Origin of the sequence: Streptomyces beijiangensis (assembly GCF_017315755.1) — a bacterium.
Classification (GTDB): domain Bacteria; phylum Actinomycetota; class Actinomycetes; order Streptomycetales; family Streptomycetaceae; genus Streptomyces; species Streptomyces beijiangensis.
Genome location: NZ_JAFLRJ010000114.1, coordinates 23,014 through 46,974 on the forward strand (window position 1 = coordinate 23,014; position 23,961 = coordinate 46,974).

The following is a 23,961-nucleotide window of genomic DNA, read 5'->3' on the forward strand; positions in this document are numbered from 1 at the left end:
GAGAGTGGTTCCCTCCGGGCCGCCCCGATGTGCGGTCGCGCTACTTGGCGCGGTAGGCGTCGATGACCTCCTGGGTCACCGTGTTGCCCTGCTTGTCGGTGGCCACGGCCTTGAGCGAGACGCTCTTGCCGGCCGCCGGGCTCAGCACCAGGGCCCGGTGGGCCAGGACCGCGGTCCTGATCCAGTGCGCGCCCTTGTCGTACGAGGCGTACACCTGCAGCGACTTCAGGTTGTCACCCGCGCCGGCGCCAAGCACCGCGACGGGGACGCCGAGCAGACGGTGCGCCGGAGTGGTGGAGTCGACCGCCAGCTTCGGGGTGAAGCGGACCGCGGACAGCGGGAGGAACGTCTGCTGCGCGGTGTTCGCCGAGGAGAACGTCCACTCCGTGCTGACCTTGGTCGACACGTCGGAGACGCCGCTGCGCGAGGCGGTGGCGGTCAGCCGGTAGTCGGCCTGGTCCGCCGGGACGGTGAAGGAGGCGCTCAGGGGAAGATTCGGCTTGCTGGAGACCAGCTCGCCGTTGCGGTACAGGCTGGTCTGCGCGCTGTCGACCAGGGACGCACTGTTGTGGCCCGCACTGTCGGCGAACAGCGGCACGGACGCGGAGATGGTGTTGCCGGACCGGACGGCGCCGGTCGAAGCCCCGTCGATCTGCGGGCCGAACACCCCGATGTTGTAGTCGAGTTGATACGTCTTGCCCGCCTCATAGGCGCGGCTGATGTCCTCCTGACGGGTCTCGATCAGCGTGCCGGCGGAGTCCCGCTGCTGGAAGTCGACGTCCCACTTCTGGCCGTCGTCCGCGGACACGTACATCCGGAAGTCGCGCGGGATCGGCAGGATGGGGGTGATGGACAGGCTGATGCCCATGCCGGTGTCGGGCCGCATCGACAGAGCGCCCTTCTTCCCCGGGGCGGGTGAACCGACCCGGACGTCCGCTGCGGCGAAGGCGTCCTTGCCGGGGTGGCGGGTGTAGCCGTCGGAGACCCGGTCGCCGGTCGTTCCGTAGGCGACGTTGTACTCGGTGCCGTCGGGTCGGGCGAAGTTGCCGTAGAACTCCTGCTTGACCTCATCCTGCTTGCCGGGGCCGCCGACGTTGCCGATGCGGATCTGGTCGAAGGAGTTCGCCAGGATGTACTTGGTGAGGGGGAAGAGCCATTCCACCTCGGCGCTGACGCGCACCAGGGTGGAGGCGGCCTGCGGGTCGGGCACGGTGATGTCGACGGGCTTGGCGTCCCGCGCGTCGATGGTGATCGTCTGGTCCTTGTCGACGACCAGCGACGGCTCGAAGAGCGAGTCGATCCCGGTGATGGTGTCGCCTTCGACCACCCTGACGATATTGCTGGCCATGTAGCGGCCCTTGGGCAGCCGGACGGTGGTGCCCGACGTGTTGTCGAGCGTGACGTTGGTGCCGACGCCTGCGCCTTCGAGGCCCGTGATCTTGGTCTCGAACTGCGTCGCGGGCTTGCCGTCGCGGTCGAGGTACTTGTAAGTCACCGCGTACGACTCGGTAGCGCGCTCGACGACCGCGGCGGTGGTGAGGACCTGGTCACCCGCCGTCGCCGTGATGCGCGCGTCGTACACGCCGTTGACGTCGCCGCCCAGGCGCGTGTCGGCGCTCACCTTCGCATCGGCGGTGCCGCCCGCGGGGACGGTCAACTGAGGGGCGCCGAGAGTGAACATGCCCTGCGGGGCCGGGGATCCGCCGGGTGCGGTGCCGCTGACGGTGAGGTCCAGGGTCACCGGCTGCGTTCCGAGGTTGCGGTAGGTGACGGTCTTCTCGACCGCCTGGTCGTCGTCGTGCGGCCAGGCCTGGGTGCCGTAGTTGATGCTCCCGGACTCCGCGACGACGGTCGTACGGATCGCCTTGGTGACGTCGATACGGCCAGAACCCTGCTGGTACGCGGGGAAGTTGCCCGGCGAGGTCGCCGAGGAGAGCAGCTCCTTGAGCTGCTGTCCTGTCCAGTCGGGGTGCTGCTGCTTGAGCAGCGCGGCGGCGCCCGCCACGTGCGGGGTGGCCATCGACGTACCGCTGGCGGCGGTGTAGCCGTCCGGTCCTGGCGTGCCCATCGTGGTACCCGCCGCGCGTGCGGCGACGATGCCCACGCCGGGCGCGGTGACGTCCGGCTTGATGGCACCGCCCCCGAGGCGCGGGCCGCTGCTGGAGAAGGAGGCCATGACGTCGTTCTTGTCGACGGCCCCGACGGTCAGCGCCGCGTCCGCGCTGCCCGGGGTGCCGACGGTGCCGTACTCACTCGGTCCCGCGTTGCCCGCGGCGATGACGAACAGCGGCCCACCGTCGGCGGAAAGGGTGTCGACCGCCTCCTCCAACGGGTCCGTGCCAACGTTGTCAGTGCCGCCGAGGCTCATGGAGACGATGTCGGCGTGCTGCTCGGCCGCCCACTCCATGCCGGCGAGGATCCAGGAGTCGGAGCCACTGCCGGAGTTGGCCAGGACCTTGCCGACCAGGAGCTGCGCGCCCGGCGCGACGCCCTTGTACTTACCGCCGGACATGGCGCCCGTACCCACGATCGTGGAGGCGACGTGGGTGCCGTGGCCGTGGCCGTCCACGGCGCTGGGGTCCGTGGTGAAGTTCTTCGCCTCGGCCACCTGGCCCGCCAGGTCCGGATGCGTCTGGTCGATCCCGGTGTCCAGAACGGCGACCTTCACGCCCTTGCCGTCGAAGCCCGCCTTCCAGGCGTCGGGGGCGCCGATCTGCGGAACACTCACGTCCAGGGAGACCTTGGCCTGGCCGTCCAGCCAGACCTTCCTGACGCCCGGGGCGGTGGAACGGAGCCCTGCCTTGCCCTGGTCGGTGAGCGCCTGCCAGACGTCGGCGGCGCGGTCGACCGGTGCGGTGACGGCCTCGGCGTTGAGCTTGCTGTAACTGCGCGTGACCTCGACACCGTCCGCCGAGCGGAGTTCGGTCTTGGCCTCGGGCTTCTGTCCCGTGTACGAGACGATGAGGCCGAGCCCGTCCGGGTGGGCCTTGCGGTAGGCAGGCGCGGCGAGTTCGGTGACGTCGAACAGCCTGCGGTCCAGGGTGCCGGCGGCGACCAACTGCGCTGCGTCGGAGGGCACCACCTGGGTGTGGCCCTTGTACTGCGAGACCTCCACGGGTATGCGCTCACGCCCCGCGGCGCGTTCGATGCTGACGGGCGCGCCCTTGGCGTCGACCGCGATGCGGTCTCCGGTGATCAGCGTGACCCACTGCTCCGCGGCCGCGTCGGCCTTGAGGAGCGGTGTCGGATGCTCGGCGGCCGACGGTGCGGAGATCATCCCCACGGTCAGTGCCATGGCGGCGGTCGCGACGATGGCCGCGGCGCCGGTTCTCTGTGCTCTGGTGGACAACACGTCTCCTGACGAGGTGCGTTCCTGAGGCCGAGGTGGCCCTGCAGGTCGGTGCAAACCGCAGCAGTATGCGCGTTGAAACGCTTCAATTGGAGAGGTCGGAGGTAAACAAGAGATCTCCGGAGTTCGCGGAACAGGATCTTCCAGTACGAACAGAACACGCTTTCCCCAATCGTTGTGCAACTGCCCAATCCTGAAGGGCCCTCAGAGAACCCTCAGGGGCGAACCGTGATCCTGTACTCGGCGCGGGCGTCGGGGAGGCCGCCCGTGCTGCGGGCCGTGAGGGTGAACTCGGCCCTCCCGGGGCGTTTCGGGGTGCCGATGATGCCGCCGGTGTCCTTGTTCAGCGCCAGCCCCTCCGGCAGGGCTCCGGCTGTCACTTCGTAACGCACCGTCGCCGGGGTGTTGGTGGTCATCTTCGCCTCGTAGAGGCCGTGCTGATGGGCCGTCGGCAGCGGATCCGTGCTGAGCCGCGGCGTCGGCGCCTCGACCCGCTGGGCGGCACCGACCGGGTTGCCGCTCGCGTCGAGCTCCTGGAGCGACCACGTCCTCCCGGGGTCGACGGCGGTGAGATGCCAGTTGGTGGACTGGTCGCGCAGGCGCTCCCGCTGCGCCGCGGTGAAGGCGCCGAGGTTGCGGGCCGTCTCCCACTGCTTGATCGCGTCGAGCACCTGCAGCCCGTGCTCACCGCCCGCGGTGAGATTGGCGACCGACGCCTGGAAGCCGACTCCCGCGTTGAGACCGGAGCCGCGGGCCAGCTTGCTCTCGATGCTGAGCATCGTCTCCGAGCCCTTGAGGCTGACCCAGCCGAGCATCCCGGGAAGGAAGTTGTCCTGGTAGAAGGCGTTGTTGATGAACACCTGCCCCATGGAGGTGACGCCCACCTCGCCCCAGCTGGCACGGGTCAGCGCATCCCAGGTGTTGGACGTCATACGGCTGGTCTCGGTGATGTGGCCGTCCTTGGCCGCAGTCTGCCGGTAGGCGCCGTTCACCAGGAGCGCCTGGCCGTACGAGCCCCAGCCGGACTGCGAGGCCGACTCGACCCCGTCGAAGGAGTTGGCCAGGATGCCGGTGTTGTTCCAGGCCGTACCGAGGCGGGTGGCGATCTCCTTGATGATGCCCTGTCCGCCGATCGCCCCGCCGTATCCGTTGGCGACCACGCGGGCGGCGGTGTCCCCGGTGGCGTGGACGGCGGCTGCGGAACTCCACTGCGCACGGTGCAGCCCGGTGACCTGCCACTCGTCGCCGACCTGCTGGGCGCTGTCGTACGAGATGAACTCGTTGTCGACGCGCAGCAGTTTGCTGTAGAGACCGCCGGAGAGCAGGGTGCCGGAGTCGAGGTACAGCGTGGTGTCGCCGGGAGCCAGCGGTCGGGTCAGTGAGGCGCGTCCGCCGAGGGCGAGGCGGTCGTCGGCCGGGGCGGCCGCGACGTACCGGTCGTTGGCGGAGACGAAGTCCGAGATGGTGTGGACGCCGAGGCGGACCCCGTTGGCCTTGGCCAGGTCGACCGCTGCCGCGGCGCCGGCGTCGCTGCCGCCCAGGCTCGCGTTGAACTGGTAGTGACCGGTCGTCTGCCAGGGGCCCACCGAGTTGGGCAGCGAGTAGATGTAGCCGATGCCCGCGGACTTCGCGAGGCGGGCCGCCGCGGGGATATTGCCGGTCCCCAGGTCCGACAGAACGAGAAAGGACTGACTGCTCGCCTGGGCGGTCTTCTGCCACTGGCCGTTCTGTGTCGGGTACGGGAGCTTCTCACCGGCCGCGATGTCGGAAAGCACGGTCGGGGTCATCTCGGGCGAGGCACCGAAGAGGGCGACCTCGGAGCCTTCGATCCGCCCTTCGGCGCCGGGCAGGGGGCCGACCGGGATCCGGTATCCGTTGATGTTCTGCCGCGACCGCTCCTTGGTGTAGTCGTACGTGAAGGCCCGCAGGACCGAGCCCCACGGGGTCCTGCCCGCGGCGCTCCACTCCTCGTGGGAGGCGACCTGGAGACGGGAGGGGTTGTCGTCGACCTCGCTCTCCCAGCCGTAGTCCTGGTACTCCTGCGGCCAGGCGCCCTCCGTCCGGTCGGTCAGCGGTCGCAGGCCGACGGCGAACGTGTCGTCGCGGACCACACCGACGGATTCACCGACGGTCTTCGTGATGTCCGTGGCCAGCGGACCCCAGAGCAGTGTCTGTAGGTCCGCTCCCGCGGGGCCCTTGACCCGTACGGCCTTCAGCGTGGTGTAGCCGCCCTTCGCGACGGCCTGCACGTCCACCTCGTAGCCGACCGCCTTGTTGCTGAACGTCAGCAGTCCGCCGTGGCCGGTCACCCGGGTGGGCCGCACCTGCTTCCCGTCGATGACGAGGCTGACGAGCGCGGCGGACTTGCCGGGTACGAGGTGGTCGACGCCGGTCCGCGTGTCCCAGAGGCCGACGACGGTCCCCGCGCTGTCGAGGCCGATGGTCAGATAGCCGGCGGTGAGCAGCACGGCGCCGTGCTCGCCCCGGACGGTGTGCGCGAGGGGCGTCGCGCCGTTCGCCGGAGCGGTCGTCGCCACGCCGAGACTCAGCGCCAGCGCGCCGACCCCTGCGGCGACGCGCCATGTACCTGCGTATCCCATGATCGTTCCTTTCGGCCGTACGGACCGGGTACGGAGACCGGAGAGATTTATTATTGATACCTTCTCAAATAAATCAGCTCGATGGTCCACCCAAGTCCGGACGGCGTCAAGGAGGTTGATCAGCGCCGGGTGCGTCCGGGGTGCGCCGTGGCGAGGGCGAAGACGTGGATCATCGGCGCCTTCGCGCTCAGGTACCGCGGCCCTGCGGGCAGGGTGACCGAGGCGAGCGTCCTGGCCGGATCGGTGTCGACTCCGACGACGTACAGCTTCGAAGTACGGGCCGTCTGCGCCCGTCCGCTGCCGTTGACCCTGCCGCCGTCGGCCGCGACGACGGACCCGGCCGGCGGGGAGGCCGCGGCCCAGTCGGGCACGGTCACCGCCGAAGTACCGGTCGTGCCGTCGGTGTAGGTGATCGTGACCGCGCCGGTCAGCCCGCCGGGCGGGGCATAGGTCCCGGTGACGAGCAGCCCGACACGCGAGCCACGGCCGGAGAGCGGGACGGTCTGGCCGTGGGCGACGGCATTGTCCTCCGTACCGGCGAAGGCATCGGGGAGGGTGAACGAGAAGCCTCCGGCGGCCAGTTGGCCACCCGACTCGCCCCCTGCCGCCGCGAGCCCCTCGGCGGAGAAGCTGGACTGCGCTCCGTCGGCATCGCCCGGCTGGGGGTTGCCGTCGGCGGTGACGGCGATGTTGTCGAAGGCCTGGGACAGCGTGCGCAGGCCTACGGAACCGAGCGCGGAGCCCTGTGCGCGTCCGTCGGCGGTGGTTGCGGTGAACCAGTAGTCGCCGGGCGTCGCGCCCCGCCCCGGGGCGACCGGGAAGCGCACGGTGCGGCTCTGGTGCGGCGGGACCGTGACGTACGCGATGAGCGGCTCGTGCAGCAGCGGCGTCAGGTGGAGCCGGTGGTGCGCCGTGAGCCGTACGCCGACGTGGGACAGCGCACGCCCGGTCGTGTTGGTGACGACGGCGTCGACCGTGGTCCGGCGGCCCGCGTCGAGCTTCTCCGGTACCTGGACGGCGAGTTGTACGTCCCCGGGCGCGGCCAGGAACTGCAGCTCCGCCAGCACCGGCCTCGCCGACGGCGCACCGGTGAGCCGCAGCCAGCGGTACTTCCCCCGGGCGTCGAGCGGCAGGCTCAGCCAGTCGCGTGTGGGCGTCCACTCCACGCTGGCCAGCGTGCGGCAGCCGGTGTCGGGGCCTTCCGTGCAGCCCTGCACAGTGGCGCCGGCCAACGAGGCGAGATCCGCTGTGGAGTTGCTGCGTGGGAGCAGCCGCACGGCCGTGGGCGCGACCGCTCCGCTCGGGCCGAGGTCGAGGCCGATGCCCGCACCTGCCGTGGTCGCGGCGAACGAGGTGGCGGGGTCGCCGTCGAAGGCGCTCACCGCCCCGTCGGGGCCGAACGCGCTGCCGCCGAGCGGGCGCGCGCCGGGGTCGGCGGTCTCGGGGACGCCGGGTGCGCTGCCGATCCCGTCGGCGTACACCTCGTAGTCGAGATAGCTGCTGAGCCGGGGGCTGCCCCAGGCGGTGGAGGCGAGGATCTGCAGCGGGCGGCGCAGATAGGACAGCGGGTACGCCTCGGGCATGGTGTAGGCGCGGTCGCCCCACTGGGCCATCTCCAGGCCGCGCACCTGGTCGGAGCCGCTGACGGTGTAGGTGCTGTAGAGCGTGTTGTCGTCGGGGATGTAGTTGCCGTTGGCGGTCCCCGGGGCGTAGGAGGGGACGACGTACAGCCGGGAGTGCTCATTGCTGACGACGACGTCGTAGCCCTGCTTGATGAAGGTGTCCTCGTCGCCGAGCCAGGCCTGGATCCGGATGTCCTTGTTCACGGTCACCGAACCGCTGCCGCCGACCTGCGGCCACCAGCCCCAGATCTGCATGCGCTTGCCCTGCGCGGCGAGGACGTCGTCGAGGTGGTTCTCGTACGCGAGGAAGACGTCCTCCGTCTTCTGGTACCCCTTGGCCGCCGCATGGTCGACCAGTTCCGGGCAGCTCGCCTGGAGGGCCGGCTGTGGGGTCTCGTCGCCGCCGAGGTGGATGACGGGCGAGTCGAACAGGGCCGAGACCTCCTTGACCAGACCGTCCAGCCAGGCGACGTTCGCCGGCTTGGTGATGTCGACGGTGAAGCCGGGGTCGACGCGTCCCGCGCTGATGATCGAGTTCATCGAGGGGCAGTCCCAGCGCAGCTCTGGCCGGTGGTTCGTCATCGAGGTCGCGTGGGCGGGGATGTCGAACTCGGGCAGGATGCCGACGTGGTAGCGGGCGGCGTAGTCCTGCACCGCACGCACATCGGCGGGCGAGTACGACTTCGCCGCCGCGAGACCGGGGTGGCCCGGCAGGTCGAGCCGGAAGAACTCCGAGTCGGTGATGTGCCAGTGCAGAGTGTTCAGCTTCATCCACGCCAGTTGCCGGATCAGCTGCTTGATGGAGTCCACGGACCAGTAGGAGCGCGCGGTGTCGATCATCAACCCGCGTTCCTGCTGGGCCGGTTGCTCGACGGAGCTGCCGACGGGGACGGACGCGTGGTCGCGGGAGACCTTGAGGATCTGAGCGAGGGACTGCTCGCCGTAGAAGGTGCCGGCGGGTCCTGCGCCGCTGACGGTGACCGACTTCGCGGTCACGTCGAGCCGGTAGCCCTCGCCCGCGCCCGCGCCCGCCGTGAGGAAGATGTCCCCGGCCCGGGGAGAGTCGCCCCGGACGACGGGAAGCCGGTCGGCTCCCAGAACGGCCAGATCCGCCGCGAAGGTACGGGCGTCCGCGGTGAGTGCGGAGCTCCGGTCGCGGTCGACGACGATCCGCGACGACCGGGTGAGCCTGAAGTCGCCGCTGCCGCCGGACCAGTGCTGCAGCGGCGGGAGCACGGACGGGGCACTGCTGGGCGGTTCGGCGGGTGAGGCGGCCGCGGCGTCCGGCAGAGCGGAGCCACTGGCCACAGCGGCGCCAACCGCGGCAAAGACCAACCAACGTCTGCATGTGCGAAACATTCGTCCACCCCTCAGAACTGATGGTGTAGACCACTTCCGACGGCAGCGGACTCTACTGGTCACAGTCGGGCCGCACTAGGGCTCTCACACAGCGAACTGCCTTATAGATCCGATCAGTTGACCTCACTAGGCCACTCCAACCGTCAATCGTCACCAATAAACCCTCATCGGCGATAGATACATGGGACCTCATTTTGGGGCTGTTGACACTGCGCAGAGGTGCACGACATCGTCCGGTCGATGGAGATCACCGACCTGACGCCGACCGAGCAACGCATCCGGGAGGCGTTCCTGCGCGGCGCGGCCGTCGATCTGCGGGAGGCGCCCGACGACGAGGCCGCATCCGGTCATTCCTGGGGCCCGGACCGCACGGTCAGGGCCGAGGTGCTCAGGTGGCTGCTTCTCGGCGACCATCTCCGCGACGGCTGGACCATCGGGCTCTGGCTCACGGGGGCACGCATCGTAGGCCGTCTGCACCTGGCGTACGGAGTCGTCGAGCACCCGGTCCACCTGGCCGCCTGCCACTTCGACGAGCCCTTGTCCCTCTACGGGGCACAGCTGCGGCAGCTGGAGCTGAACGGCTCGCATCTCCCCGCGCTCAACGCCGCCACGGTGCGGATCGACGGGGTCCTGCGCATGACCGGCTGTCGCGTCACCGGCTCAGTGGCACTGGGAGGCGCCCGGATTGCCGGAGCGCTCTTCCTCGACAACGCCGAGCTCGGCACGGCCACGGACGGCTCCGGCCAACAGGAGGATCCCGTACTCCAGTTGAACCATGCCGTCCTCGGCACGGATGTCTGGGGCACGGGCCTTGTCGCCCACGGCCAGGTGCGGCTCCTGGCCGCGCAGATCGCCGGGACGCTCAACTTCGACGACGCCCGGATACGCCACCCCGGACACACCGCCGTCGAGGCCGAGAATCTCAGCGTCGGCGCGGACGTGCGCGGCATGCGGCTCGAAGTCACCGGCCGGGTGAATCTCCGCGGCGCGCGCATCCCCGGCCAGCTCAACCTCGCGTACGCCACGCTCGCCAACCCCGGGGGCATGGCGCTGCGGGCCAGCACCGCGGTCATCGGCGAGCTGTGGCTGCGCGATGCCGCGCCCATCGAGGGCTCGGTCAATCTGCGCCGCGCGCAGATCGACTTCCTGCACGCCGCCCCCGGCGTATGGCCGGGCGCGGTCCGGCTGGACGGCCTCACCTACACCACGCTCGCCCCGCACGAGCCCGCCGAGCGCCGGCTGCCCCTCCTCGCCCGCGACGAGGGCGGCTATGTCCCTTACGCGTACGAGCAGTTGAGCGCCGCCTACCGAAGGATGGGCGACGACCGCGCCGCCCGCACCGTCCAGCTCACCCGGCAGCGCCGCCACCGCACCACGCTCCCGTGGTACGGCCGGCTCTGGGGCCAGGTGCAGGACGTCACCGTCGGGTACGGGTTCCGGCCGGTCCGCGCCGCCGTCTGGCTGTTCTCGCTGCTGCTCGCCGGATCCGTCGCGTACGCCCTGCACCACCCGCATCCCCTGAAGGCCGGTGAGGCGCCCGCTTTCAGCCCGGTCTTCTACACGCTGGACCTGCTGCTGCCGGTCATCGACTTCGGCCAGGAACGCGCCTTCACTCCGGACGGGTGGCTGCAGGGGCTCTCGTATCTGCTCATCATCACCGGCTGGATCCTGGCCACCACGATCGTCGCCGGCATCACGCGTGCGGTCAGCCGCCAGTGACCGGCGCGGCGCGGTCATCGGGTGCCGTCGCCAGCAGGCGGCGGCGTACCTCCTTCTCCTGGGCCCGCCGTGCGGTGACGTCCCTGATCACCGCACCGACGTGCGCCGCCTTGCCGTCGGCATCCGTCAGCAGCACCACGCTGAACTCGATCGAGACAGTGGTGCCGTCCGCGGTGAGTGCGGGGACGGCCAGCAGGTCGTCGGCTCCGTACTTGGAGGTTCCCGAGGCCATGGCGGCCACGAAGCCGTCCCAGTGACGCTGCCGGTGCTTCTCGGGGATGATCATGTCCAGGTTCCGGCCGGCGGCCTCGGCCGCCGTGTATCCGAAGATCCGCTCCGCGCCCTGGTTCCAGTAACGGATCAGACCCTCGCTGTCGATGATCACGATGCCATCGGGTGCCCGGTCCGCCATGCCCAGTAGGACGTCGGTGTCCGTATCTCCCGTGTATCCCATTTCCCCTCCGAGTTGGTGCGGCTGCCTGCGGGTGCCCTGGCTCGCGCGGGGCACCCGCAGGCGTCGTCAAGCAGGTCAGGCGACGACCCGGCTCTCGTGCAGGGTGCGGATGGCGTCCGCGTCGTATCCGAGGCCGGTGAGCACCTCGTCCGTGTGCTCACCGAGCAGCGGTGCGCCGATGATGTCGGGCGTGAATCCGGAGAACTTGATCGGGCTGCCCACGGTCAGGTAGGTGCCGCGGTCCTTCTGCTCGACCTCGACGATCGTCCCGCTCTTGCGCATGTCGGGGTCCTCGGCGAGCTCCTTCATGCTGAGCACGGGCGCGCAGGGCACCTCGAAGGTGCGCAGGATGTCGACGGCCTCGTACTTGGTCTTGTCGGCGAGCCACTTCTCGATCTCGCCGAAGATGTCCATGATGTGCGGCTGGCGGGCCAGGGCCGTGGTGTAGGCGGGGTCCTCGGTCCACTCGGGCTTGCCGATGGCCTCGCAGGTGCGCGCCCAGTTCTGCTCCTGGACCGTGAAGTAGATGTACGCGTTGGGGTCGGTCTCCCAGCCCTTGCACTTCAGGATCCAGCCCGGCTGGCCGCCGCCTCCGGCGTTGCCGCCGCGGGGCACCGCGTCGCCGAACTCGCCGTTGGGGTACTGCGGGTACTCCTCCAGGTAGCCGACCTTCTCCAGGCGCTGCTGGTCACGGAGCTTGACCCGGGTCAGGTTGAGGACGGCGTCCTGCATGGACACCGACACCTTCTGGCCGAGACCCGTCGCGTTGCGCTGGATGATCGCGGTCAGCAGCCCGATCATCAGGTGCATTCCGCTGTTGCTGTCGCCGAGGGCCGAGCCGCTGATGGTGGGCGGGCCGTCCCAGAAACCGGTGGTGGACGCGGCGCCTCCGGCGGCCTGGGCGACGTTCTCGTACACCTTGAGGTCGGACCAGGCCGAGGCGTCGTTGAAGCCCTTGACCGAACCGAAGATCAGGCGCGGGTTGAGCTCGTGGATGTGGTCCCAGCCCAGCCCCATGCGGTCCATGGCGCCCGGCGCGAAGTTCTCGACCAGGATGTCCGCCTCGCGGATCATCTTCTCCATGACCGCCTTGCCCTCGGGGGCCTTGGTGTTGATGGCCAGGGAGCGCTTGTTGCTGTTCAGCATGGTGAAGTAGAGGGCGTCGATGTCGGGGATGTCCCGCAGCTGACGACGTGTCACATCGCCGCCGTCGATGCGCTCGACCTTGATGACGTCGGCTCCGAACCAGGCGAGCAGCTGGGTGCACGCGGGTCCTGCCTGGACCCCGGTGAAGTCGATCACTTTGATTCCGGCGAGCGGCATGTCGCTGGCCGGGGGGCCGGGGGTCGCGGCGCGGGAAGACGCAGTACTCATGAAGGATTCCTCATTCGTGTCGGGGTCAGTTCATGTCGGGGTGAGGGCGAAAGCGGGTCACTTCTTCGCCGGCGTGATGTTGCCGACGGTGATGCCCTTCGGGTTGAGGTGTGCGATGTGGCCGCTCTCGGTGCCGGCCGAGGGGTCGATCACGCAGTCGATGAGTGCCGGGCCGCCCGAGGCCAGCGCCTCGGTGAGTGCGGCGGTGACCTCGGCAGGCGTGGTCGCGCGGTAGCCCTTGCCGCCGAACGCCTCGATCATCAGGTCGTGGCGTGCCGCGACCATCAGGGTCGTCGGCGAGGGGTCGTTCGTCAGCGGGTTGACGTCGTCACCGCGGTAGACGCCGCCGTTGTTCATGATCACGGTGACGACGGGCAGCTTGTAGCGGCAGATCGTCTCCAGCTCCATACCGCTGAAGCCGAAGGCGCTGTCGCCCTCCACGGCCACGACCGGCGCACCGCTCTCGACGGCGGCGGCGATCGCGTAACCCATGCCGATGCCCATGACGCCCCAGGTGCCGCTGTCGAGGCGGTGGCGCGGCACATGCATGTCGATCACATTGCGCGCGATGTCCAGCGCGTTGGCGCCCTCGTTGACGAGGTAGATCTCGGGGCGCCGGCGGATCACGTCGCGTACGGCCTTCAGCGCACCCATGAACTGCATCGGGCTCGGGTCGGCTTCGAGGCGCTTCGCCATCTTGGCCGTGTTCTGCGCCGTGCGCGCCGCCAGCTCGTCCGTCCAGGCCGCGGGGGTAGCGATCTGGCCGGGCTTCGTCCGTTCGGCGAGCGCGTCGAGCACCGACTCGATGTCACCGACGAGCGGGGCGGCGATCGGCTGGTTGCTGTCGATCTCCCGGGGCTCGATGTCCACCTGGATGAACTTCGCTTCGGGGTTCCACTGGGGCGCTTCGCCGTGGTTGAGCAGCCAGTTCAGCCGGGCGCCGACGAGCATCACCACGTCGGCCTTCTTCAGCGCCAGCGAACGGGCGGCGGCCGCGGACTGCGGGTGGTCGTCGGGCAGCAGGCCCTTGGCCATCGACATCGGTACGTACGGAACGCCGGTGGACTCGACGAAGCTGCGGATCTTCTCGTCCGCCTGCGCGTACGCGGCACCCTTCCCCAGCACCACCAACGGCCGCTCGGCAGCCGCAAGGAGCTCGATCGCGCGGTCCACCGCCTCCGGCGCGGGCAGTTGGCGCGGCGCCGGATCGACGAGCCGGCTCAGGGTCCTCGCGCCCGCCTCGGCGTCCAGGATGGTGCCGAGCACCGCGGCCGGGATGTCGAGGTAGACACCGCCGGGGCGGCCGGATATCGCGGTGCGCAGCGCGCGGGCGATGCCGCGGCCGATGTCCTCGACCCGGCCCACGCGGTACGCGGCCTTCACGAAGGGCTGTGCGGCGGCGAGTTGGTCCATCTCCTCGTAGTCGCCCTGCTTGAGGTCGACGAGGTGCCGCTCGCTGGAGCCCGAGATCTGCACCATCGGGAAGCAGTTGGTCGTCGCGTTCGCCAGGGCGACCAGGCCGTTGAGGAAGCCCGGCGCGGACACGGTCAGTGCCACGCCCGGCTTCTTGTTCAGGTATCCGGCGGCCGCGGCCGCATGCCCGGCGTTGCTCTCGTGCCGGAAGCCGATGTAGCGGATGCCCTGGGCCTGCGCGAGGCGGGCCAGGTCGGTGATCGGGATGCCGACCACGCCGTAGATGGTGTCGACGTCGTTCATCTTGAGCGCGTCGACGACCAGGTGGTACCCGTCGGTGAGCTCGGCCGGTGCGTCGCCGTTCGCCGCGGTGTCCGTCGCGGCGAGTCCAGATAGGGCTGTCATGGTCCGAGGTCCTCCTTGGGCAGTCATGCATGCGGCTACTCCTCACACCTTCGGCAGCGGGCGCGCCCGCGTCCAAGACCTATCGGCGACCAGCTGATAAACAACATCTATCGAGGGCGGTACGAGGGCTGCGGCCCGGCCCTCCGTCTCCCTTGATAGACGCCCGCTATCGGCTGTTCGCCAGCGCGTATTGGACGCGCACCCCGCCCCGGCGCAGGCTCCTGGAGACAGCTTCAACAGACCTGGTGCGCAGGGGGTGGTGGCCATGGCCGTACCGACGACCACGGCAGCCGTACGGGACGCGGACGGATTCCGCGCCCCGGCGCTCACGGGTCTCGCCGATCTTCTCGACCATCAGGTGCGCACCCGGCCCCGCGCGCGGGCCCTGGTCGTCGGAGGTGACCGGGTGGAGCTGTCCTACCGCGCTCTCCGGTCCCTGGCCGACGACGTGGCGGGCGCGCTCGCCACGACGGGGCTGCGCCAGGGGGACGCGGTCGCCCTCCTCTCCGCCAACACGGCCGAGTTCGTCGTCGGGCTTCTGGGCGCGGCGCGTGCCGGTCTGGTGGTCGCGCCGATCGATCCGGCGCTCCCCCGCTCGCAGTTGACGGCCCGCCTCGACGCGCTGGGGGCGCGGGCGGTCATCACAGGACCGACCGTCTCCGACGCGCAGCCGACAGGCACCCCGGCCTGGCCTCTGCACGTGGACATCTCCCGTGCGGGAACGGCGACCGCCACGCTCGGCACCGGTGCGCTGCCGGTACGCCGAATCCGTGGTGCCGCAGCGGAGTTGTCGGCCCAGGACGCCCTGGTCCTGTTCACCGCGGGAACCACCGACCGGGCCAAGATGGTCCCGCTGACGCACGGCAATGTGGCCGCGTCCGTGCGGGGCATCTGCGCCACCTACGAGCTGGGGCCCGGCGATGCCACGGTCGCGGTGATGCCGTTCTTCCACGGCCACGGGCTGCTCGCCGCGCTCCTGTCGTCCCTGGCCAGCGGTGGATGCGTACTGCTGCCGGAGCGGGGGCGGTTCTCGGCGGGTACGTTCTGGGACGACGTACGGGCGGTGGCCGCCACGTGGTTCACGGCGGTCCCGACGATCCACGAGATCCTCCTGGACCGCTCGGCACGCGACTACCCGGGCCCGCGGGCCGCCCCCCTGAAGTTCGTCCGCAGCTGCAGCGCCCCGCTCAACCCGGCCACACAGCGGGCGCTGGAACGCACCTTCGGGGCGCCGCTGCTGTCCGCGTACGGCATCACGGAGGCCACGCACCAGGTGACCAGCGAGCCGCTGCCGCAGCACGGCTTCCTCAAGCACGGCACGGTGGGCCGCTCGACCGGGGCGAAGCTCCGCGTCGTGGACCGCGAGGGGCGCTCGTGCCCGTCAGGCACGGAGGGCGAGGTCTGGGTGTACGGCCCCACCGTGACCCGCGGCTATCTCACCGGACCGGCCGAGACGGCGCGGAGCTTCAGCGACGGCTGGTTCCGCACCGGCGACCTGGGCTCACTGGACGAGGACGGCTATCTGTTCCTCACCGGGCGCATCAAGAACCTCATCAACCGCGGCGGCGAGAAGATCTCGCCCGAGCACGTGGAGGACATCCTCGCCGGTTGCCCGGGGGTCGTCGAGGCGGCCGTGTTCGCGCTGCCCGATCCCGTGTACGGGCAGCGGGTCGGTGCCGCCGTGGTCGTACGCGAGGGCGAGGGCATCGGGGCCGACCAGATCCTGCGCTACTGCCGCCACCGGCTGTCCGCCTTCGAAGTCCCCGACCGCCTCGACCTCGTCCCGGCGCTCCCGCACACGGCAAAGGGCGGCCTGGACCGGAAGGCGCTGGAGGCCACGTACTCATCGCGTACGCGCACCGACTGACCGTCTAGCGGACGCGGTGCTCGGCGGCCAGCGGCTGATCGAAGAACTCGTCGAGCGACAGGCCCGTCGCCGCGTTCACGAAGGCGCGTGCGGCGACCGAGCCCGGGGTGGCCGCGTGGATCGCCACCGACACCTGCGCCCTGGCATCCGGTTCGACGAGCCGTACGGCCCGGGTCCTGCCGATGACCGGCATCGCCCGCAGCCATGAGTGCGGCACGATGCTCGCCCACTCGCCGACGCCCACGTGCGCGTACAGGGAGGCGATCGAATCCGTCTCCACCTGCGGGGTCACCACGACCCCGTTCTTCGCGAACACGCCGTCGATGAGCTGACGGATCCTCATATCGGGGGTCAGGAGCGCAAGCGGCAGCTGGGCCGCTTCCGCCCAGGTCATGGTGTGGGTCTGCGGCATGAGCTGGTCGCCCGACACCAGGAGCATGTACCGCTCTTCGTAGAGCGGAGTCACCACAAGCCCCTCCTGGTCGCCGGGCGCGAAGTGGGCGATGACGGCGTCGAGCTCGAACTCGCTGATCTGACGAAGCAGTTCCTTCATGGACAGCCGCGAGCGGACCTGCACCTTGGCCAGCGGGTGCGCGGAGCAGAAGGCCCCGACGGGAAGCGCCAGCGTGGTGGAGGCGGTGGGTTCCGTCCCGAGCCGCAGCGTCCCGGTGATGCCCGACTGGACGGCGGCCACCTCGGCCTTGAACGCGTCCTGCTCGGCGAGGATCCGCTTGGCCCACACCACGAGCCGCTCGCCCTCCGGGGTGAGGCCCTCGTAGTTGTGCCCGCGGTTGATCAGCGTGACGTTGAGCTCGCGTTCGAGCTTGGCGATCGCCGCCGAGAGTGCGGGCTGCGACACGTAACAGGATTCCGCGGCCCGGGCGAAGTGCCGCTCCCTGGCCACGGCCACGAAGTACTCCAGCTGACGAAAGAGCACGGACCACCCCTCCCCTGGGCGAGCACCGCATACCAGCAGGCCCGGTCCGCGACAGCGGCACGTCGATGATCCTACAGACCTGCACGGTGAAGGCACTGGACGAGCGGGCCGCCATGCCCGTCCCCGCTCGGTCACGAAAACCTGCACACCGAATACGCAGGGCGGTCACTTCACTCCAGAACCCTCATCACGTAAGGCCCGGATCGAGCGCCTTTGATGGAGGAGTGTCCATTTTGCAGAATGCGGCCACACCTAATTCGCCTGCGCGTTCGCAGTGGTTGTGAAGGACCTGATCCTGCCGCGTGAACAGACATGCACGCAGTACCAATTGAGTGCGCACATTCACTCTCACCAGCGATCTTCCGATTGGATGTGCGATGCGCCGACGTGCTTTGATCCTCCGCATCGCGGAATTCGTCATCGCGACTTCGCGGTCGTCCCCATTTTTTGCAATACCCATGCGAAGGGCAGCTCATATCATGAACTCCACTCCCCAGGTCGCCACCGCCGAGATCTCCGACGCCGAGCTCGACAACGTCTCGGGCGGCCTCCTCGGCGGCCTCGCCGGCAACGTCACGGGCACCGCCGACGCCATCGCCCCGGTCTCCGGCCTCATCGCCGGCGTCACCGGCACGGTCGAGGGCATCACCGGTCTGAACACCGGTGCGGCCACCGGTCTGGCCACGGGTCTCGTCGCCGGCCTCTGAGCAAACACTTCCGTCAGCCCCGGAACCCGGCAGCCGGCCGGCCGTTCCGGGGCTTTCGGCCGCAGAGAACCGGACAAGCAGCAAGGCAAGCAGCAAGGTAGGGGAAGTCAGCCGTGCAGTTCCGCCAACAGGCCCTGTCCAAGCTGCAGTCGCCCGAGGAACTCGACCTCCCCGCGCGCCTCGCCAGACCCCAGGGGTTGCTCGCCCTCGCGGTGACCGTCGTGGTCATGGCCGCCGCCTCCCTCTGGGCCATCACCGGATCGGTGTCCTCGACCCTGAAGGCCCCCGGCATCCTCACCCACGGGCAGGGCAGTTACGTCCTCCAGACCCCGGTCACCGGCCAGGTCATGGGCCTGTACGCGAAGGAAGGGCAGCGGCTGGCCGCCGACGCCCCGCTCCTCAAGGTCCGCACCGCGCAGGGCGACCGCACCGTGCGCGCCGTCGAAGCGGGCCGCGTGACCACCCTCCTCGCACAGGTCGGCTCCGTCCTCACCACAGGTTCCGACGTCGCCACCCTGGAGAAGACCGGCGCCGCCCGGGACCCGCTGCTCGCGATGCTCTTCGTCCCCGCCGATACCGCGGCCACCGTCCCCGTGGGCGCTTCCGTGGACCTCACCGTGCAGTCCGCCGCCTCCCAGAAGTACGGCTTCCTGCGCGGCACGGTACGAGCGGTGGGCCGGGCCGCCCAGACCCAGCGGCAGATCACCGCCTTCCTCGGCGACAAGGATCTGGCCGCGCAGTTCACCCGGAGCGGCCCGCCGGTGGCCGTCCTGGTGAAGCTGTCCGTGTCGCACTCCACCGTCTCGGGCTACACCTGGACCTCCGCGGCCGGCCCTCCGTACGCGCTCGACTCCATGATCCTCACCTCCGGCGCCGTGCACCTCGCCGAGCAGCGCCCGATCGATTGGCTGCTGCCGTGAGCAAGCACTCCCCGGCCCCCGCACCGCTGCCTCCCGCCGGGCACGGACGCCGCCGCTCCCGCCCCTCGCCATCCAGAGCCGCGCCCAAACCGCGGCGCCGCCGCAGAGTGCGTACCCCCACCGTCCTGCAGATGGAGGCCGTCGAGTGCGGTGCAGCCGCGCTCGCGATGGTCCTCGCCCACCACGATCTGCACGTCCCCCTGGAGGAACTGCGTATCGCCTGCGGGGTCTCCCGCGACGGCTCGCGCGCCTCCAACCTCCTCAAGGCGGCCCGCAGTTACGGCATGAGCGCCAAGGGCATGCAGATGGACACGGCCGCCCTCGCCGAGGTGCAGGGGCCCGCGATCCTGTTCTGGGAGTTCAACCACTACGTCGTCTACGACGGCATGGGCCGGCGCTTCGGCCGACGCGGCGTCCACCTCAACGACCCGGACAAGGGCCGCCGTTTCGTGGCGACGGAGGACTTCGACACCAGCTTCACCGGCGTCGTCCTCGTACTGGAGCCCGGTGACGACTTCTCGAAGGGCGGGCGCAGGCCCGGCATCCTCAAGGCGCTGCCCGGGCGGCTGCGCGGGACCAGCGGCACCATGCTGGCCGCGCTCCTCGCGAGTCTGCTGCTGGTCGCGGTGGGCGCGTCACTGCCCGCGCTCAGCCGTACCTACATCGACCTGTTCCTGATCGGCGACCAGACCTCGCTGCTCGGCGTCCTGTTCGCCTCGATGGGCGCGATGGTGGCCCTGACCGGGGTGCTGACCTGGCTGCAGCAGGCGAATCTGCTGCGTGGCCGCATCATCTCCTCGACACTGAGCAGCTCCCGCTTCTTCCGGCATCTGCTGCGCCTGCCCGTCCAGTTCTACGCCCAGCGCAGCCCCGCCGACCTGGTGCAGCGCCTGCAGTCCAACGACGCCGTCGCCGAGACCCTGGCCCGCGATCTGACCGCGGCGGGCGTCGACGGGATCGTGGTGCTCCTGTACGCGGCCCTGCTCTGGAGTTACGACCCGCAGCTCACGGTGGTCGGCGTGGGCATCGCCCTGCTCAATGTGGTGGCGATGCGCATCGTCGTCGCACTGCGGGCGACCCGTACACAGAAGCTGCGCGCGGACACCGCACGTCTCACCAACACCTCTTACACCGGGCTGCAGTTGATCGAGACGCTCAAGGCGACCGGCGGCGAGAGCGGCTACTTCCGGCGCTGGGCCGGGCAGCACGCGATGACGCTGGAGGAGCAGCAGCGGCTCGGGGTGCCGAGCGCCTGGCTCGGCATCGTCGCACCCACGCTCGCCACCCTCAACAGTGCGCTGATCCTGTGGATCGGCGGTCTGCGCTCGGTCGAGGGCCATCTGTCCGTGGGCCTGCTGGTCGCCTTCCAGGCCCTGGTCACGCGCTTCACCGCGCCCCTCACCCGGCTGAACGGGGTCGCGGGGCGCGTCCAGGACTTCGCCGCCGATGTGGCCCGGCTGCACGATGTGGAGAAGTTCCCCGCCGACTCCCGGTACGCACGCCCGGACGAGGTCGCCGACACCCGGCGGCTGCGGGGCCAGGTCGAGCTGGAGGACATCACCTTCGGCTACAGCCCCCTCGACCAGCCACTGCTCTCCGGCTTCTCCCTGACCGTGGGTCCCGGCCAGCAGGTGGCGCTGGTCGGCGGCTCGGGCAGCGGCAAGTCGACGGTTTCCCGGTTGATCTCTGGCCTCTACTCCCCCTGGGAGGGCGCGATTCGGATCGACGGCCAGCGCCTGGAGGACATTCCCCGCGGGGCTCTGGCCGCCTCGGTGTCCTTCGTCGACCAGGACGTGTTCCTCTTCGAGGGCAGTGTGCGCGACAACGTGGCGCTCTGGGACCCGTCGATCACGGACGCGGCCGTGGAGAGTGCCCTGCGCGACGCGTGCCTGTACGAGGTCGTGTCCCGGCGCCACGGCGGAATCCACTGCCGGGTCGATCAGGACGGCCAGAATTTCTCCGGCGGGCAGCGCCAACGCCTGGAGATCGCCCGGGCGTTGGTGCGCCGTCCCAGCGTGCTGGTCCTGGACGAGGTGACCAGCGCGCTGGACGCCGAGACGGAGCAGCTCATCATCGACAACCTGCGCAGGAGGGGCTGCGCCTGCGTGGTCATCGCGCACCGGCTGAGCACGGTGCGCGACAGCGACGAGATCGTGGTCCTCGACCACGGTCAGATCGTGGAGCGCGGCAGGCACGAGCACTTGCTCGCGGCCGGCGGCCCGTACGCCGAACTGGTCAGGGAGCACTGAGGTGACGTACACACAGCAGGATCAGGCGTACGCGGCAGCCGACCAGGTCATCACCGCCTTCGGGACGCTCGGCGAACAGGTCGACGGCACCGCTCTGCGCAGCCTGTCCCTCGAAGGCCCGAACATGCTGTGGCTGGTGGTCGCCGGGTCCATCGACCTGTTCGCAGTGGATCCCATAGCCCAGAGCCACTGGCATTTCCTGGGCCGCCTGGAGCCGGGCGCGCTGCTCATGGGCCCGGTCCAGGGAACGCAGCACACCCTGATCGGCCGCCCCCTGGAGGGCTGTCTGCTGCGCCGCATCCCGCTGCGGGAGCTGCCGTACACACCCACCGTGCACGGATACGACCAGCACGGGTACGACCAGCACGGCCACAGCCGGTACGGCTACGACCAACAGGCGCTCAGCCTGGTGGAGTACGCCTTCTCGCTGGGCGTGGGACGCAGCCAACAAGTGTTGTTCGAGGCCCCGTTGGACGGTCGCACCGTGCCCGACGGGCAGTCCGCGCACAGCGGCGACGAAGATGTCGTCTGGCTGACGGTCTCCCCCGGCAGTGTGCAGTACGGAGCCTCCTACGCGGCCGACGCCGCCGGGGACCTGCTGCTCGACGGGACGCTGTGGCAACGCATGGTCGACCAGCAGCACCGGCTGCTCACGGCGCTCGACCGGTGGATCGAACACCTGGAGAACGCCCACGAGACAAGGACGGCGGCCGGTCTCAAAGCGGGCGCGACCGTACGCGAACAGGCCGACCGCACCCTCCTTGCCTCCATCGGCCGCCAGGGCGGCTCCCGGCGCGGGGCGCGCACCGGAGGCGCCGGTGCGGACGGCAGCACGGCCGACGCGACGTACGACGCCTGCCGTCTGGTGGCCCGCGCCGCCGGGATCACCCTGGCCGCACCCGGACTGAGCGGCGCGGTGACCGAGCGCGTCGACCCCGTCGAGCAGATCGCCCTCGCCGCCAGGGTCCGCACCCGCCCGGTGCGGCTCGAAGGACGCTGGTGGCGGCAGGACGCCGGCCCTCTCCTGGGGCACCGGGAGTCCTCGGGGACACCGGTCGCCCTGCTGTGGCGGCGCGGAGGTTACGAGTCCGTCCACCCCTCCAGCGAACGGCGCACCCGGATCGACGAGGACAACGCGGCGGAGTTCGAGGCGCGGGCGGTGATGTTCTACCGGCCGTTGCCCGACCGCCCGCTCACCCCCTGGCGGCTGCTGCGGTTCAGCGCCCGCGGCACGCAGGTGGATCTGCGCAATCTGGTCCTCGCGAGCCTGGTGACGGTGGCGATCGGCGCGCTGGTCCCCCTCGCGACCGGGCAGGTGCTCGGCGTCTACGTACCCGACGCCGCCACGGACCTCATCGTGCAGGTCTCCGTCGCACTCGTCATCTCCAGCGTCGTATCGGCCGCCTTCATGCTGCTGCAGAATCTGACGGTGCTGCGCCTGGAGGGCAGGGTGGAGAGTGTCCTTCAACCGGCCGTCTGGGACCGGCTGTTGCGTCTGCCGACCCGCTTCTTCGCCTCCCGCTCCACCGGCGAACTGGCGAGCGCCGCGATGGGCATCAGCGCGATACGCCGCCTCCTTTCGGGGGTCGGACCGCTCGTCGTGCAGTCGGGCACGATCGGGCTGCTGAACCTGGTGATGCTTCTCGTCTTCAGCGTGCCCCTCGCCCTGGCCGCCCTCGGCATGCTGGCCGTGATCGCGGCGGTCTTCCTCACTCTCGGTCTGTGGGAGCTGCGCTGGCAGCGCCGCCTGGTCAAGCTGAGCAACAAGCTCAACAACCAGGCCTTCCAGACCCTGCGCGGGCTGCCGAAGCTACGTGTCGCCGGGGCGGAGAGCTTCGCGTACGCGGCCTGGGCCAGAGAGTTCGCCCAGAGCAGGGAGCTGCAGCGGCGTGCGGGCCGTATCAAGAACGCGACGACGGTGCTCAACGCGGTCTATCTGCCTCTCTGCTCGCTCGTACTCTTCATGCTCCTCGCCGGCCCGGCGCGCGGCACCCTCTCGGCAGCCGCGTTCCTCACCTTCAGCACCTCGGTGACGATGCTGCTGACCTCGGTCACCCAGCTGACCGGGGCACTGCTCTCGGCGGCCGCGGTACTGCCGATGTTCGAGCAGATCAAGCCGGTGCTCGATGCCACGCCCGAGGTGCCGAACACCGCCACCCAGCCCGGCACGCTCGCCGGGGAACTGGAGGCGCGCGGGCTGTCCTTCCGGTACTCCGAGGACGGTCCGCTGGTCCTGGACGAGGTGTCCCTGTCGATCAGGCCCGGCGAGTTCGTCGCGGTCGTCGGCCCGAGCGGCTGCGGAAAGTCGACACTGCTTCGCCTGCTCATCGGCTTCGACAAGCCTGTCGCGGGCAGCGTGCTGTACGACGGCCAGGACCTCGCCGCCCTCGACCAGGCGGCGGTGCGCCGCCAGTGCGGGGTGGTGCTGCAGAACGCCCAGCCGCTGACGGGTTCGATCCTGGAGTGCATCTGCGGGGCCGAGGCGTACACGCAGGAGGAGGCCTGGGAGGCGGCGGAGATGGCAGGCCTGGCCGAGGACATCCGGCGGATGCCGATGGGCCTGCACACGATGATCGCGGGCGGCGGAGCCGTCTCCGGCGGCCAGCGCCAACGCCTCATGATCGCCCAGGCGTTGATCCGCCGCCCCCGCATCCTGTTCTTCGACGAGGCGACGAGCGCCCTGGACAACGAGACCCAGCGCACCGTCATCGACAGCACCCGCGCCCTGAAAGCCACCCGGATCGTCATCGCGCACCGTCTGTCGACGGTCCTGGACGCCGACCGGGTGGTGGTGATGTCCGAGGGCCGCATCGTCCAACAGGGGTCACCGGCCGAGTTGTTGGCGGACACGGGCGGGCGGCTGCGCGAACTGGTGCGGCGCCAGCTCGCCTGACCCGGACACAAAATGCGGTGCCGCGCGGCGCGGAGATCACTACGCTCGTACTGCACACGCCACCACTACGCGAAGGGAGCACCGGTCATGCGT

13 protein-coding genes are annotated in these 23,961 nt (G+C 70.1%); 6 read left to right on the forward strand and 7 right to left on the reverse strand.

From position 1 onward, the window contains the following. Positions 1–40: 40 nt before the first annotated feature. The 3 genes from J0695_RS12845 to J0695_RS12855 form a co-directional block, all read right to left on the reverse strand. The gene (locus tag J0695_RS12845; RefSeq protein WP_242552576.1) at positions 41–3,349 is read right to left on the reverse strand and encodes a S8 family peptidase; all 3,309 of its coding nucleotides are present in this window, start codon (positions 3,347–3,349) and stop codon (positions 41–43) included. Between the two features lie 215 nt (positions 3,350–3,564). Then, a complete protein-coding gene (locus tag J0695_RS12850) occupies positions 3,565–5,949 on the reverse strand; it encodes an Ig domain-containing protein (RefSeq protein ID WP_206962122.1) in 2,385 nt (794 codons plus the stop codon). Positions 5,950–6,068: 119 nt separating this feature from the next. Beyond that, positions 6,069–8,879: a beta-N-acetylhexosaminidase gene (locus J0695_RS12855; RefSeq protein ID WP_206962123.1), complete on the reverse strand. Its 2,811-nt coding sequence runs from the start codon at positions 8,877–8,879 to the stop codon at positions 6,069–6,071. Between the two features lie 291 nt (positions 8,880–9,170). Here J0695_RS12855 and J0695_RS12860 point away from each other — a divergent pair, with 291 nt between their 5' ends. Beyond that, positions 9,171–10,649, forward strand: coding sequence for a translocation/assembly module TamB domain-containing protein (locus tag J0695_RS12860; protein WP_206962152.1), 1,479 nt, complete (start codon positions 9,171–9,173; stop codon positions 10,647–10,649). On the opposite strand, the gene J0695_RS12865 is transcribed toward J0695_RS12860, so the two are convergent. The 3 genes from J0695_RS12865 to oxc form a co-directional block, all read right to left on the reverse strand. After that, the gene (locus J0695_RS12865) at positions 10,636–11,103 is read right to left on the reverse strand and encodes a PAS domain-containing protein (protein ID WP_206962124.1); all 468 of its coding nucleotides are present in this window, start codon (positions 11,101–11,103) and stop codon (positions 10,636–10,638) included. The genes J0695_RS12860 and J0695_RS12865 overlap by 14 nt on opposite strands. A gap of 75 nt (positions 11,104–11,178) precedes the next feature. After that, a complete protein-coding gene (frc, locus tag J0695_RS12870; protein ID WP_206962125.1) occupies positions 11,179–12,477 on the reverse strand; it encodes a formyl-CoA transferase in 1,299 nt (432 codons plus the stop codon). A gap of 57 nt (positions 12,478–12,534) precedes the next feature. After that, the gene (oxc, locus tag J0695_RS12875) at positions 12,535–14,295 is read right to left on the reverse strand and encodes an oxalyl-CoA decarboxylase (RefSeq protein ID WP_206962126.1); all 1,761 of its coding nucleotides are present in this window, start codon (positions 14,293–14,295) and stop codon (positions 12,535–12,537) included. A gap of 265 nt (positions 14,296–14,560) precedes the next feature. Between oxc and J0695_RS12880 the strand changes: the two genes are divergently transcribed. Continuing rightward, positions 14,561–16,162, forward strand: a complete 1,602-nt coding sequence (locus J0695_RS12880; RefSeq protein WP_206962127.1) for a FadD7 family fatty acid--CoA ligase — start codon at positions 14,561–14,563, stop codon at positions 16,160–16,162. Positions 16,163–16,166: 4 nt separating this feature from the next. Here the strand turns inward: J0695_RS12880 and J0695_RS12885 are convergent, their stop codons facing one another. Beyond that, the gene (locus J0695_RS12885) at positions 16,167–17,099 is read right to left on the reverse strand and encodes a LysR family transcriptional regulator (RefSeq protein WP_206962128.1); all 933 of its coding nucleotides are present in this window, start codon (positions 17,097–17,099) and stop codon (positions 16,167–16,169) included. A gap of 479 nt (positions 17,100–17,578) precedes the next feature. Between J0695_RS12885 and J0695_RS12890 the strand changes: the two genes are divergently transcribed. The 4 genes from J0695_RS12890 (at position 17,579) to J0695_RS12905 (ending at position 23,868) form a co-directional block, all read left to right on the forward strand. Then, the gene (locus J0695_RS12890) at positions 17,579–17,806 is read left to right on the forward strand and encodes a type A2 lantipeptide (protein WP_206962129.1); all 228 of its coding nucleotides are present in this window, start codon (positions 17,579–17,581) and stop codon (positions 17,804–17,806) included. Positions 17,807–17,919: 113 nt separating this feature from the next. Continuing rightward, positions 17,920–18,726 (forward strand): HlyD family efflux transporter periplasmic adaptor subunit, encoded by an 807-nt coding sequence (locus J0695_RS12895; protein ID WP_206962130.1) that lies wholly within the window; start codon positions 17,920–17,922, stop codon positions 18,724–18,726. Continuing rightward, positions 18,723–20,975, forward strand: a complete 2,253-nt coding sequence (locus tag J0695_RS12900; protein ID WP_206962131.1) for an NHLP family bacteriocin export ABC transporter peptidase/permease/ATPase subunit — start codon at positions 18,723–18,725, stop codon at positions 20,973–20,975. Before J0695_RS12895 ends, J0695_RS12900 begins: the two co-directional genes overlap by 4 nt. 1 nt (position 20,976) lies before the next feature. Further along, the gene (locus J0695_RS12905; RefSeq protein WP_307798591.1) at positions 20,977–23,868 is read left to right on the forward strand and encodes an NHLP bacteriocin export ABC transporter permease/ATPase subunit; all 2,892 of its coding nucleotides are present in this window, start codon (positions 20,977–20,979) and stop codon (positions 23,866–23,868) included. The last annotated feature ends 93 nt before the right edge of the window (positions 23,869–23,961 follow it).